This is a genomic window from Priestia sp. VA7, assembly GCF_055710015.1.
Map to the genome: position 1 here is coordinate 718,701 of NZ_JBVQPN010000004.1, position 13,677 is coordinate 732,377.

Annotated in this window: 12 protein-coding genes, 1 tRNA gene and 1 riboswitch; of the genes, 9 read left to right on the forward strand and 4 right to left on the reverse strand. The window is 36.0% G+C overall.

What is annotated here, in order from left to right:
• Positions 1-29: 29 nt before the first annotated feature.
• The 3 genes from hpaB (at position 30) to AC0C45_RS21495 (ending at position 3,047) form a co-directional block, all read left to right on the forward strand.
• On the forward strand, positions 30-1,466 hold the full coding sequence (gene hpaB, locus AC0C45_RS21485; RefSeq protein ID WP_047932463.1) for a 4-hydroxyphenylacetate 3-monooxygenase, oxygenase component: 1,437 nt from the start codon (positions 30-32) through the stop codon (positions 1,464-1,466).
• A gap of 148 nt (positions 1,467-1,614) precedes the next feature.
• Positions 1,615-2,421, forward strand: coding sequence for a DUF817 domain-containing protein (locus tag AC0C45_RS21490; protein WP_047932461.1), 807 nt, complete (start codon positions 1,615-1,617; stop codon positions 2,419-2,421).
• A gap of 65 nt (positions 2,422-2,486) precedes the next feature.
• Positions 2,487-3,047 carry a tubby C-terminal domain-like protein gene (locus AC0C45_RS21495; protein WP_047932460.1) on the forward strand — a complete coding sequence of 187 codons (561 nt, stop codon included), beginning with the start codon at positions 2,487-2,489 and terminating at the stop codon, positions 3,045-3,047.
• Between the two features lie 30 nt (positions 3,048-3,077).
• Here the strand turns inward: AC0C45_RS21495 and htpG are convergent, their stop codons facing one another.
• Positions 3,078-4,955 carry a molecular chaperone HtpG gene (htpG, locus tag AC0C45_RS21500; protein WP_047932458.1) on the reverse strand — a complete coding sequence of 626 codons (1,878 nt, stop codon included), beginning with the start codon at positions 4,953-4,955 and terminating at the stop codon, positions 3,078-3,080.
• Between the two features lie 210 nt (positions 4,956-5,165).
• Positions 5,166-5,244: riboswitch (ZMP/ZTP riboswitch) on the forward strand.
• A gap of 168 nt (positions 5,245-5,412) precedes the next feature.
• Between htpG and AC0C45_RS21505 the strand changes: the two genes are divergently transcribed.
• The 3 genes from AC0C45_RS21505 to AC0C45_RS21515 all read left to right on the forward strand — a co-directional run bounded on the left by AC0C45_RS21505 (position 5,413) and on the right by AC0C45_RS21515 (position 8,209).
• A complete protein-coding gene (locus tag AC0C45_RS21505; RefSeq protein WP_013057119.1) occupies positions 5,413-6,612 on the forward strand; it encodes a phosphoglycerate dehydrogenase in 1,200 nt (399 codons plus the stop codon).
• Between the two features lie 123 nt (positions 6,613-6,735).
• A complete protein-coding gene (locus AC0C45_RS21510; RefSeq protein ID WP_234943181.1) occupies positions 6,736-7,197 on the forward strand; it encodes a hypothetical protein in 462 nt (153 codons plus the stop codon).
• Between the two features lie 862 nt (positions 7,198-8,059).
• Positions 8,060-8,209: a hypothetical protein gene (locus AC0C45_RS21515; protein ID WP_013057122.1), complete on the forward strand. Its 150-nt coding sequence runs from the start codon at positions 8,060-8,062 to the stop codon at positions 8,207-8,209.
• A gap of 117 nt (positions 8,210-8,326) precedes the next feature.
• On the opposite strand, the gene AC0C45_RS21520 is transcribed toward AC0C45_RS21515, so the two are convergent.
• Both AC0C45_RS21520 and AC0C45_RS21525 read right to left on the reverse strand, forming a co-directional pair.
• Positions 8,327-8,398, reverse strand: a tRNA-Ala gene (locus AC0C45_RS21520).
• Positions 8,399-8,504: 106 nt separating this feature from the next.
• Positions 8,505-9,053, reverse strand: a complete 549-nt coding sequence (locus tag AC0C45_RS21525; protein ID WP_013083238.1) for an HD domain-containing protein — start codon at positions 9,051-9,053, stop codon at positions 8,505-8,507.
• A gap of 225 nt (positions 9,054-9,278) precedes the next feature.
• Here AC0C45_RS21525 and AC0C45_RS21530 point away from each other — a divergent pair, with 225 nt between their 5' ends.
• Both AC0C45_RS21530 and AC0C45_RS21535 read left to right on the forward strand, forming a co-directional pair.
• The gene (locus tag AC0C45_RS21530; RefSeq protein ID WP_047932457.1) at positions 9,279-10,580 is read left to right on the forward strand and encodes a GH25 family lysozyme; all 1,302 of its coding nucleotides are present in this window, start codon (positions 9,279-9,281) and stop codon (positions 10,578-10,580) included.
• A gap of 181 nt (positions 10,581-10,761) precedes the next feature.
• Positions 10,762-10,992, forward strand: a complete 231-nt coding sequence (locus AC0C45_RS21535) for a hypothetical protein (protein WP_228307756.1) — start codon at positions 10,762-10,764, stop codon at positions 10,990-10,992.
• A gap of 149 nt (positions 10,993-11,141) precedes the next feature.
• Here the strand turns inward: AC0C45_RS21535 and AC0C45_RS21540 are convergent, their stop codons facing one another.
• On the reverse strand, positions 11,142-12,041 hold the full coding sequence (locus AC0C45_RS21540) for a DMT family transporter (protein WP_237894064.1): 900 nt from the start codon (positions 12,039-12,041) through the stop codon (positions 11,142-11,144).
• Positions 12,042-12,176: 135 nt separating this feature from the next.
• On the opposite strand from AC0C45_RS21540, the gene pdxR reads away from it, so the two are divergent.
• The gene (gene pdxR / locus AC0C45_RS21545) at positions 12,177-13,610 is read left to right on the forward strand and encodes a MocR-like pyridoxine biosynthesis transcription factor PdxR (RefSeq protein ID WP_280169105.1); all 1,434 of its coding nucleotides are present in this window, start codon (positions 12,177-12,179) and stop codon (positions 13,608-13,610) included.
• The last annotated feature ends 67 nt before the right edge of the window (positions 13,611-13,677 follow it).

Sequence of the window (13,677 nt, forward strand, 5' to 3'; positions counted from 1 at the left end):
ATATTTATCGAAAGTCTGGGAGTGGGAGTATGTCAGCAATTAATGGGAAGCAATACGTAGAGAGAATTAATCAATTAAAAGCAAATGTATGGGTTGATGGCAAGCTCGTAACAGGCAATATATCAGAACATCCGGCTTTTAAAGGAGCCATTAACAGTCAAGCTAAACTTTATGATTTTCAGCATGATAAAAAAATTAAAGATATCATGACATACCAATCTCCGGATTCCGAGGATTTTTTTGGTACATCTTATTTACAGCCTACAACAAAAGAAGAGTTAAAAAAACGACGAGAGATGACTCAGCAATGGGCGCAATTAACCCATGGTATGATGGGAAGAAGTCCGGATTATATGAATACCGTATTGATGGCTTTTGCATCCTCTGCAGAACTCCTGAGAGGAACAGAAAACTGCTTTCCTGAAAACATCATTTCTTATTATGAATATGTGAGAGAGCACGATTTATCGCTCACTCATACATTCATCGATCCTCAAGTCAATCGAATCCAATTTTATTACGAGCAAAACGACGAACCGATAGCAGCAAAAATAATTGATAAAAACAATGAGGGAATCGTTATTCAAGGCGCGAAACTGCTTGCTACACAGGGTGGAATGACGGATGAGCTGCTCGTACTGTCTTCTGCGGGCATTCAAGGAAAAGAAAAAGGATTTGCTTTTTCGATTCCAAGTAATACAAAAGGAATTAAATTTATTTGTAGAGAATCATTTGCAGGAAAAGATTCGGCGTTTGATTATCCATTAAGTTCTAGATTTGAAGAAATGGATACAATTGTTGTCTTTGACCATGTATTAGTACCGTGGAACCGCGTGTTTTTCTATGAAAATGTAGACGTATCAAATACATTCCTTGCTTCTAGTTCCTTCTCAGCTTTTGCTCTGCATCAAGTAACTTCAAGGAGAATTGTCAAAACAGAGTTTGTATTAGGGATTGTACAATCTCTGATTGAAACCATTAACATTATAGACTATCCGCATGTACGAGAAAAAGCAACAGAGCTTATTATTGCGTTAGAAACGATGAAAGCTCTCGTGATGAAAGCAGAAGAAGAAGCGGAGATTGATCCATGGGGATACATGCGTCCGAATGAAACTACACTTCGTATTGCCGCAAATATATTTTCAAAAACCTATCCTACCTTTACAGAGATTATCCAGATTTTAGGTGCGAGCGGACTAATGGCAATACCAACAGAAAATACGTGCCGCTCATTGGTTAAAGAAGATATTACGCGTTATTTGCAAGCTAAATCGAGAGGGGCAGAAGATCGTATTAAGCTTTTTCGACTAGCGTGGGATTTAACTATGAGTCCGTTTGGTACAAGGGAAACACTGTATGAACGTTTTTTCTTTGGGGAGCCTGTACAGTTAACCAGTTATCTGTACTTATCTTACGATAAAGAGCGCTATGTACAGAGAGTAACCGATTTTTTGAAAAGTTAACGGAGGAAACGAACCTCCGCTGGGTATGATAGTTTCGTTACCAAAACAGCGGAGATGCTTATTGAATAAATTTGAAAAATCTGCAATAATTTTCAGGGAATCATTTCTGTGAAAATACTAAGGAATACTATAAAGATAGGATGTTACAATGAAGCAATTAATCTATTTTGGTTTAGAACAAGCAAAATCTTGTGTTTTTCCTGTTATCATTTTTCTTACATTGGCTATGACAAAAACAATTGAAGTACCATTTATTTCTAGATATGACCTTATTTTATTAGTCTGTCTAGGAACTCAAGTTTTAATGGTGATGTTTAAACGAGAAACGCTTGATGAAGTAAAAGTCATCGCAGTATTTCATTTAATTGGGCTAGCGTTAGAACTCTACAAAGTTCATATGGGCTCATGGAGCTATCCAGAGAAAGCTTTCACTAAAGTCTGGGGAGTTCCGCTGTACAGCGGATTTATGTATGCTAGTGTAGCCAGCTACATGTGCCAAGTGTGGAGAAGGCTTGAATTAAAGCTTACGAATTGGCCTTCTACGTGGGTTGTCGGTATACTAAGTATGGCTATTTACCTTAATTTTTTCACGCATCATTTTATTTACGACTTCCGCTGGTTTTTAAAACTTTTTACTTTACTTATTTTTTATCGAACTTTTGTATATTTTACGGTTAACAAACGTACGTATCGCATGCCTTTAGTATTGTCTTTTGTACTGATTGGCTTTTTCATTTGGATCGCTGAAAATATCGCAACATTTTTCGGGGCATGGCAGTATCCAGATCAACAGCAGCAGTGGACAATGGTTCATATAAGTAAAATTAGCTCTTGGCTTCTTCTTGTGATTATTAGTTTCTTGATTGTTGCTTTACTAAAGCATTTAAAAGAAAATCAAAACCAATTTAAACAAAGGGAGAAATCAAAAGAAACAAATGAAATATATGAAAGATAGAAACATAACTATGTATATGTACATACACGCTATTAATATGAAGTGCAGGATCTTTGGAGGCCTATATGCAAGAATATATTTTTTATCTTCCCTATTTTAAATCAGCGGGGAAGGCCGTAGCAGTTACGAATGAAAATGGAGAAAACGTCGGACAGCTTAAGAGAGCGCATAAAAATAGGTGGACTAAAAGTATTGATTTTTTAACTCGTGATGGACTTCCAGTTTTAGACTCTATTTCTTGGTTTCCTATCTTCTCCTGCGGCTTAAAGGTACATTTACAAGTTCAATGGGAAGGAAGAACGGTGCTTATTGATCACGTGGAAAAACACCGGTGGGTGATAAAAGAAAATGGAAAAACAGTGGGGTATCTATTAGGTAAAGGAATAGTTAAAAACGAAGGGGAACAAGAAATTAGATGGTTAAATAACGTCTACATGTTAAGCAGTCATGAAGCCATAGAGGAAGCGTGTATTTTTAATCAAAAAAGAGAAAAAGTCGCAGAGTTTAAATCAGACCTTTTTCATTTTAAAGAAGGCAAACACTCAATAAGAGTAATAGAAGAACTGCCGGTACCCATTTTTATCGCTTCTTACTATATAACTAATTTTATTATGTTATACATATAATCAGGCGCAGAGTGATTCTGCGCCTGATTTTTATATCATGATTTTACAAATATCATTTGTGAATTCAACGGGATCGCTAATAGATAAGCCTTCAATTAAAAGAGCCTGGTTATATAATAGATTTGTATAAAGGTCTAATTTCGCTTTATCATTTTCAAGTGCTTCTTTTAAAGAAGCGAACACATCGTGATTTACGTTAATTTCTAGCACTTTTTCTGCTTTTACATGCTGATTGTCAGGCATAGCACTTAAAATTTTCTCCATTTCAATCGTTACTTCACCATCAGCTGATAAGCACACGGGATGTGTTTTTAAACGTTTAGACGCGCGGACATCTCCTACTTTTCCCGCCAAAGCTTTCTTCATATAGTCAAATAGCTCTTTATTCTCTTTTTCCTCAGACTCATTGAGCTGTTCTTCTTCTGATTCAATCCCTAAGTCACTGCTTGAAACAGATTTAAATTCTTTTTCTTCATACGTCATTAACATTTTAATCGCAAATTCATCGATATCTTCTGTGAAATACAGAATTTCGTACCCTTTATCTGCAACCAATTCTGCTTGAGGAAGCTTTTCAATTCGGTCGTACGATTCACCTGATGCATAATAGATATACTTTTGATCCTCAGGCATGCGCGATACATACTCATCTAGTGTTACGAGCTTTTTCTCTGTAGAAGAATAGAATAAAAGCAGGTCTTTTAACACGTCTTTGTTGCTGCCAAAATCACTGTAAACGCCGTACTTCAGCTGGCGGCCAAATGATTCATAAAACTTCTCGTACTTTTCACGTTCGTTTTTAAGCAAGCTTTTTAATTCATTTTTGATTTTCTTGCCGATGTTTTTGGCAATCAGCTGAAGCTGGCGGTCTTGCTGCAAAATTTCACGTGAAATATTAAGAGATAAATCTTCAGAATCTACCATACCTTTTACAAAGCTAAAGTAATCCGGAAGAAGATCTGCACATTTATTCATAATTAAGACGCCGTTTGAGTAGAGTTCAAGTCCTTTTTCAAATTCTTTTGAGTAGTAATCAAACGGACTATTTTCTGGAATAAATAAAATAGCATTGTAGCGAATCGTTCCATCCACGTTAATATGAAGGTGAGTGAGCGGTTTATCAAATCCATAGCGTTTTTCTGAATAAAACTGCTCATAGTCTTCTGAAGTCAATTCATTTTTATTTTTCTTCCAGATCGGTACCATACTGTTGATAACTTGTTCTTCTGTATAATCTTCTAGCTCGTTATCAGAACCTTCTTTAGGACGTTTTTCCGTTATGTCCATTTTAATCGGGTAGCGGATAAAGTCTGAATACTTTTTAATGATCTCTTTTAAACGATATTCTTCTAGATACTCATCATATGTTTCATCTTCTGTATTTTCTTTAATTTTTAAAATGATTTGAGTTCCAACCGTTTCTTTTTCGCACCGCTCGATTGTATAACCATCAGCACCAGTAGATTCCCATTTATAGGCTTTATCGCTGCCTAAAGCTTTACTAATCACCGTTACGACATCTGCTACCATAAACGCTGCGTAAAACCCAACGCCGAATTGGCCGATAATCGTGTGCCCGTCCTTTGTTTCATTTTCGTTTTTAAACGCAAGAGAGCCGCTTCTCGCAATTGTGCCCAAGCTGCTTTCAAGCTCTTCTTGCGTCATGCCAATTCCAGTATCCGTAATGGTTAAGGTACGGTCAGCTTTATCTGGTGTTACTTTTATGTAGTAGCTTTCTTTGTTAAAATGCAAGGAGTCGTCTGTTAAGGCTTTGTAATAAATTTTATCGATTGCATCACTTGAATTTGATAAAAGTTCTCTCAAAAATACTTCTTTTTGAGAATAAATGGAATTAATCATCATCTCTAATAATCGCTTTGATTCAGCTTTGAATTCTTTTTTTGACATAAGAAATTCTCCTTTCCAAATAGGGCTTATAAAACAATTAGCACTTGAGTGGATAGAGTGCTAATCACTCTTCTTATTTAACATGTATTAGGGTATTTGTCAATACATTAGGAGATTCACCAAAGAGATTAAAAATTAGACTGAAAAAAGCAAACTTTTAAAAAAAGGTTGAACGTTCTGAAAGAGTTTGCTAGAATATACTTAATTTCAAAGACTATATGTGACTGGCGAAACGCGGATAACCGTGAGGAAGCATATAGTGACGTAGCCGTTCGCCTGGGCAGAGGTAAGGGATTAATACATATCTCTTACCTCTTTCTGTTTAGGGGGAGAGGATATAGAAGTTATCAGACATGTAGGCTAAAAAAACAGACTTTTAAAAAAATTAAAAATGAAGTTCCTTTATCCAAAGGTAAAAACATGTAAAACTACGATGATAATCAGAGGAGAGTACAAAATGAGCACATTAACATTAGAAAAAGTACAAACAATCAAAACTTTAAACAACATTGCACAAAAAGGTCTAAATGTTTTTAATCAAGAAGGTTATCAAATTGACAACGACAGCGAAAATCCAGATGCGATTGTCGTGCGTAGCTTTAACATGCACAGCATGGCATTTGACCAAAATTTAAAAGCTATTGCACGAGCTGGAGCAGGGGTTAATAATATACCGGTGGACGCTTGCACGGAGCAAGGTATCGTTGTATTTAATACGCCAGGAGCTAATGCAAACGCAGTAAAAGAAATGGTTTTAACTACAATTATGGCTTCTTCTCGTAACTTATTTGCTGGAGTTGAATGGACAAAAGGATTAGATGGCCAAGGTGATCAAATTCCTAAATTAGTTGAAGCAGGTAAAAAACAGTTTGTTGGAAAAGAAATCAAAGGTAAAACGTTAGGTGTTATTGGTTTAGGTGCAATTGGTGCTCTTGTAGCAAACGATGCGCTTGATTTAGATATGGACGTAATTGGTTTTGATCCATTCATTTCTGTTAATACAGCTTGGAATTTGTCTCGCAACGTACAGCGTGCAATGTCTCTAGAAGAACTATTTGCAGCATCTGACTATATTACGGTTCACGTTCCACTAACGGACGATACAAAAGGGGTTTTCAATAAAGAAACGTTCAGCATCATGAAACCGGATGTTCATATCTTGAACTTCTCACGCGGTGAGCTTGTAAACGAAGAAGATATGAAAGCTGCTCTTGAAAGTGGAAAAGTTGGCCGATACATTACAGATTTCCCAAATCAAAATGTCTTGAACATGAAAAATGTTGTGCCAATTCCCCATTTAGGGGCATCAACTCAAGAATCAGAAGAAAACTGTGCGGTAATGGCAGCACGTCAAGTGAAAAATTTCTTAGAAACAGGAAACGTTAAAAACTCAGTGAACTTCCCGAATGCATCTCTTCCTTACACTGGGAAAAAACGCGTAGCTGCTTTCCATCACAACGTGCCGAATATGGTAGGACAACTTACGCAAGTATTCTCAAACTACAATTTAAACATCGCAGATATGGTGAACAGAAGCCGCGGTGAATATGCGTATACAATGATCGATATTGACAATCAAGTAAGTGACGAGATTGTGCCTGAGCTAGAAGAAAAAATCGGTCAAATTGAAGGAATTATTACAAGTCGTATTATCTAATTTGGTTCCCGTCATATTTTAGTGTTACAGCCCTAACTTAGAAAAGTTAGGGCTGTTTTTACATGGTGTTTACCTCATATCAATTCCTTCATTCTCATAGCATATAGAAATACCTTTAAAGAGGTGAACGTTTTGACAGGAGAACTGATAGGAATTTTGATAGGGTCGCTCATCGCGCTGGCAGGAACATTCATTACGTCTGTCGTAGCTATAGTGATGTCGAAAGAGCAATACAAACAAGAGCTTCGCAAAGCATTTATCCAAAAGAAAGTTGATGCCTATACCCATGTGTGTCAAGTTATTCTAGCTATAAAAAACGATTTACTTACAAAAACTGTTTCTTCAGCTGGCTTAAACTGGACGGCTCAATCTATTAACGAACTAGCAGATGTGTGTATTACGGAAGGGCTATGGATCGATGAAGAAGACAGCAAAAAGCTGGAGGTTCTGCAGAAGCAGCTTTCAAAATTTGTATTTGATGAAATAGAACTGTCTAGACATGATATTCTCACAGCCTGTTATGAAATTGTTGAATATTGTGAAAAAAAGGTAAGGATTCTTCATTCTATGACTACAAAAGAATAGGTGATTACTACTTTAAGAAGTGATAGTAGAAGTATTAAAAAAGCATCGGTCTTAACGATTGTATAAGAAGTGTATGAGCTATTTCATATTTCATACAGTTCTTAACAAACAGTAAGTGTTTATGAAAAGAACTTTGCAGCAGCATACAAAGTTCTTTTTTTATAGCTTGCGTTTTTTTGTTTGATTGTGGATATCACCCAAGAAAAACAAAGCAAGCAAAAGGATAATTCCAACTACACAAGCCATTTGAATAGTATTTAAGGATGTTGATAACTAAGGGATTAAAGCGATAATACATAAAACTAAGCTACCTAGTACAATAGCAAAACGAATAACGAATAACGAATAACAAAGACGACTGTTATAGAACGAATGCCACATACAGCTGATATACTAATCACTTCTTTGTAGAATGAAATAACTTTTTTGTCCAGGGGATAAGCATGCTTAACATCTCACGTTAATGTCTACATTCACATTATCTTAAGTTTCAATTCATACTGGCTTCATATAAATTAATCATACTGAATGTATTAATGAAAGATATGAGGTGGAACAATGTTAAAAAAGCTTGTTAAACTATTTACACAAGAAACCGAGATATCTAAAGATAAAGAAGTAGATCTCCACGAAGAGAACGATTTTAACGAAGTTTGTGATGATCATTTCATTATAGATGAGTATTAGAAACCCTATAAAATGCTGCGGAATTTAAAGAATTGATTGAGTATATCCGTATAACCAGTAATTGCACAAGGGTCGTAAAGGTATACTTTTACGGCCGATTAATATTGATGAATTGCTTTTTACATGAAACAATGTGAAAAAAATGGGCATCCTAGAAGCAAAAGGAGGGGATAGAATGGGCAAAGAACCAAATGATGAAACAAGTGAAGGGCTGAATCAGCTTTTTGAAATCATCAATGCAAAAGGCGACGAGGGTGAACTTAGAGAAATTGTCAGCAGGAGCAGTGAAAAGAATAATCATAAAAATCATGAGGATCAATCGTAAAAAGAAAATAAAAAACCTCTTCATGGAAATCATGAAGAGGTCAGATGAAATAGTATTGCAACCATTCCATCCTGCAGAGTTTTAAAGTGTTTTAAACTCTTGATACGACTGGTTTTATGGAACTGATGGGATTCGAACCCACGACCCCTTGTCTGCCAGACAAGTATTCTCCCACTGAACTACAGTCCCGATTATGTAGAGCCTTTATTGCGTGTTGACTCTACTATATTTTAATACGTATGCCGCGCGTTCGCAATAGTTATTTTCAGTGTTTTCTAACTTCTTCATATGAATATTAACTTTTAAAAAAATCATTTACTTCTTGTTTATACGTATAAAAAAAACTTGGAATTTGGCTTGGTTCCAATCCTTGTGCAGCGTATTTGCTGATGGATTCGTAGTACCATTTCTGCTTTTCGAATCCTCTTTTAAAGCTATTCCAAATCGTATCTCCTTGTTGATCGTAGCTTTCTTTTAAAGACCGTAAATTGTCTAATTTATCTGCTACAATTAAAGATTTCACTTCAAGAGAACCAGTTTTCACAATTTGAATTGTATGCTGTTTACGTTCTTCCCAGCTTTTTGATTTGTTTTCTGTATGAGCTTCAACAATCCCCGCTACCTCTAAACCAAATCTTTGTACAATTTCTTCGAGTGTTACATTTGTATCTTCTACAGCATCATGCAGATAAGCTGCTGCAATTACTTCTTCACTAAAACCTGCTTTTTCTAAAATATTACCTACGTTAATAGGATGAACAATATAAGGTGTATCAGACAGCTTGCGCATTTGGCCGCTATGAGCGTGTTCTGCATATCTACGTGCTTCTTTTATTAAAGACATCATATTCCTCCACTTTTTATTCAGTATATCTTCATATTATTAGTATAAACGAATATAGCTTTCCTCACTTTATAAAATTGCACAAATTCATTTCTTATAATAAGGGAAGGCTACCAAAATCCCTTCTTATTGTAGTTTTTTTATAAAGCCTAATATCTATTTAATAGGCCTGTATCAGTTGCCATTTCCTTTTTTATTCATAGTTTGTATGAAGGAGTGATAGCAATGCAAAACCGTAATAATCAAAATATTAAGGTCATTGATGTTTCTCATCACAACGGAACAATTGATTGGGCAAAAGTGGCGTCGGATGGTGTAAAAGGCGCGTATATTAAATTAACAGAAGGTACAACCTTCTTAGATAAAAAATCATATGATAATTATATAGGTGCAAAAAATGCAGGTCTACGTGTAGGCTTTTATCACTTTGCTCATGCTGATAATGATCCCATTGCAGAAGTTAATTTCTTTTTAAATAAATTAGGCAGCATGAAGGTTGATTTGCCTCATTGCTTAGATTTGGAAGAAAATAAAGGGAAAACAAAAGCGCAGGTCACAGCCTTTGCAGTTAGATGGATGGAGTATATTGAAAGGAAAACAAGCATTACGCCTATTCTTTACACGGGGTATAGTTTTATTAAATCCAATTTTACAAGCGCTGTGGCAAGATATCCGCTATGGATAGCTCGTTACAGTGGAAGTAACCGTTCTAAGGGATTTGCTAACCCAGGTGATACGGCGATTTGGGATAGATGGTCTATGTTTCAATATACAGATCAAGGAAAAGTAAACGGGATTAAAGGCAATGTTGATATCAATGAAATGGATCTGGATTTCTTTAATAGTATTAATACAGGCGTGACGGTGGTGGAAAATAATAAGCCATCAGCACAATTGCAGCAAGGTGATAGCGGACTAGCTGTAAAAGAACTGCAGCAAAACTTAATTAGATTAGGATTTGAACTTTCCCAGCAAGGAACCGATGGTCAATACGGCAGCGAAACTGTTACAGCTGTTAAAGCTCTTCAGGAAAAGTATGGATTAACGTCAACCGGAAAAGCTGATGAGAAAACATTAGCTAAAATGATGGAACTCCTTAAAGGTGTAAGTAATCCTATAGAAGAATCGTTACCAAAGGTTACTTCACTCGGAGATAAATATTCTTTTCAAGTAAAAGCGAAGAAGGATATTGGAGTCTACAAATATGCGAATATAACAGAGAATTTTAGAACTATAAAAAAAGGCACGGTATTTAGCGTATATGGCTATACGAATGCAGCATGGGCTGTTCCAGGCGGATTTGTGCAAATGAAAGACGTAGAACCTATCCCAATTACAATTAAAACAGGCGGATTAAGTAAAGACATGGAAACAGAGTTTCGTGCTTTCTTAAAAAATGAAGGAATTGACAGTGAATTACACGTACATGCAATAGGTAATCCGTCAGCTGAACTCACAGCAGCTGGACTGGATTTGGTAAAAGTTAAACAGTTTTTAGATAAAAAAGGCTGGTACTACAAGCAATAAACTCCCGCTCCGAAGAGCGGGGGTTTATTTTGGTATTTTGTAAAAAAAGAATAGCAGAGATCAATTAAGTAATTAAAATATGTTCTAAATAACAAAGTAGGTGGTAACAAAAAAGTTTCTATGTATAGTTCACCTCTAACAGTCATATTTTTAGTCAACGGCTCATGGAGGGTGAATGAATATGAAAAATACGCAGATTCGAATTGAAACACTATCCTATCACTATGAAAACATTATGGTGAATGATGAAGTAGAGCGTGCGATAAAAAGTATCGAAGTGACGTATCGAGCATATAAACATAACCACGTTTTAAACGGACATGTAGTACTTTCAGGAGAAGAAATTTACGATCTTCAGCAGCTGACTCACGCAGTGGCTGGAAAAATAAAAGCAGAATTAGAAACTACATAAAAAGCGCCTTTCTTTAATCTTGGTTTAAGATTTAAAGAAAGGCGCTTTTTTATTAATTTAATTGCAAAAAGAAGAAATTAAAGTATGTTCTAAATAAAATATATAAATAAAAAACATAGCCTCTAAGAGAATTCCTTAAAGCGTACACACTATCTTTGCATTGTGAACTTTGTCTCTTTTACCACTCCTTTTCTTTTACTATGTGTAAGCAACACGCCGCATAAGGTAATGATGCTTCCAACAATGGAAGTTGCACTCGGGATATCTTTTAAAAGCAGCCACGCTAAGAAAAAGGACAGCGCAGGAGTTAAGTAAAGAGAAATGGCAGCCTCAGCAGAACCTATACGCGATGTCAGATAAGCGAGTACCATATAGGGAATAACGGTTGGAAATAATCCTAAATATGTCACGCTTATCGCTGATCTGACAGAGATATGTGCAAGTTCTGTTTCTAATCCAGGTAAAAAAACAAGCATAGAAATTGTAGCCCCCCAAATACTGTACGTCACAAAAGAAAGGAAACCATACTTTTTTAATAAATTTTTTTGACATACTATATAAATGCTTTCTGCAAGGGCAGCTAGCAGAATCAGTAAGATTCCATTAACTGAGTGTACAAAGTTCTCTTTGCTGAAGGTTAAAAGTGCAATACCTGCAAAGCTTACTGCAGATCCAATCCATTTTCTTTTTCCGAACTCCTCCTGAAAAAGAAAAATAGCTAAAAGCGAAGAAAAAATAGGAGTAGTCGAGACCAGTAAACTTGCAATACCCGCACTCACCGTTTTTTCCCCAATGTTTAATGCCGTGTGATATACGGTAAAACCTAAAAAACCAAGTGCTAAAAGAAGTGGAATATCTTTTATATCAGGCAAGCGCATGCGTGTGGCTATTGCAATAACTAACAGCCCTAAAGAAGCAATACTTAACCGAACAAAAGCAAGGTGCTGAGGAGAAAACGATTCCAGCCCTATTTGAATAACTGGAAATGCTGAAGCCCATAAGCTAATCATCAGTACATGTAAGAACACCAAACTAAACGTTAATTTCATGCTATTCATCTCCATTTTTCATTTTGAATCCAACCAGTATCTATTGTGGTTCCCATGTTAATAAACATTTGATAAAATGTCTTCAACCAGTTTAAAAGCAAATAACCCAACCACTTTAAAAACAGGAGTAAGTGTATGAATCAAGAGAACAGTTCGAGTTATCCAAAATACAAGCAAATCATTGATTTTATGAAAGAGAAAATTGCGCGTGGAGAATGGCCGATTGGAAGTAAAATTCCTAGTCAGCGAAAGCTTGCTGCTATGTTCGATGTTAACCGAAGTACGGTCATCACGGCATTAGAGGAATTAACAGCGGACGGTTTAATTGAAGGTAAGATGGGAAAGGGAACAACCGTTATAAATAATACATGGACACTTTTGGCTACGACTCCGCCCGATTGGAATGTTCATGTGAAATCAGGTATGCATCGTCCGAGTCAAGCAATGGTACAAGATATTAATGAATCCGAATTTAACTCAAATCTTATTCAATTAAGCAAAGGAGAGCTTTCACCAGACATATTCCCTAAAGATAAAATGAAATACGCCGTAGAAAAAGTAGCAGAAAATATAGAGGTTCTAGGATACGAAGAACCAAAGGGGTATTTTCCTTTACGAAAAGAGTTAAGTGCATATATGAAAACAATGGGGATTGAATCTTCTCCAAATTCTATTTTAATTGTTTCCGGCGCTCTTCAAGCTCTTCAGCTTATTTCAATTGGACTGCTGCAAAAGAACTCTTCAGTTTTGCTAGAAAAACCTTCTTATCTATACTCCTTACATGTATTTCAATCGGCCGGAATGAAACTCAAAGGTCTTTCTATGGATGAGGAAGGAATAAAAGTAACAGCTATAAAACGCGCCGACCCTCAAGAAGGGCAAGCTATTTTATATACAAATCCATGTTTCCATAACCCAACGGGAACATTAATGTCTCAAAAAAGGCGTTATGATTTGTTGAAAGAATGTGAGGAACATCAGCTTCCTATTATTGAAGATGATTTATACCGCGAATTATGGCTAAATAAACAGCCTCCGTTGCCATTAAAGGCCTTAGATAAAAATGGACACGTGTTATATGTTAGCAGTCTTTCTAAAACATTAAGCCCGGGATTACGTATCGGATGGATAGTCGGTCCAGAACCAGTCATTGAGCGTTTGGCGGATATTAAAATGCAAACAGATTATGGATCCAGCTCATTGTCTCAAAGAGTGGCAGCAGAATGGTTTAAAAATGGCTTATATCAACAGCATATGGAAACGGTACGAACCGAATTGCGAACAAGAAGAAAAGTTATGCTGAATGCTTTAGAAACATATGCAGGAGATGTAGCGACATGGACGAATCCTGAAGGAGGCTTTTTTATATGGGTGCATATTCAACCTTCTATTTCAATGAAATCTTTATACTCTCGTGCTTTAAAAAGAGGAATATTGCTTAATTCCGGAAGTATCTATGCACAAGAAACCGGCAGTTATCTTCGGCTTTCTTACGCCTATGCTTCTTTACCAGATATCGATAGAAGCATTAAAATTATTGCTGAACTTATTCGGGAATTGCAAGTATAATAAAAAGGAATAGTGGGTAATCCACTATTCCTTTTTATTTGTATCAAACTCTTCTTCCTATAAAAAA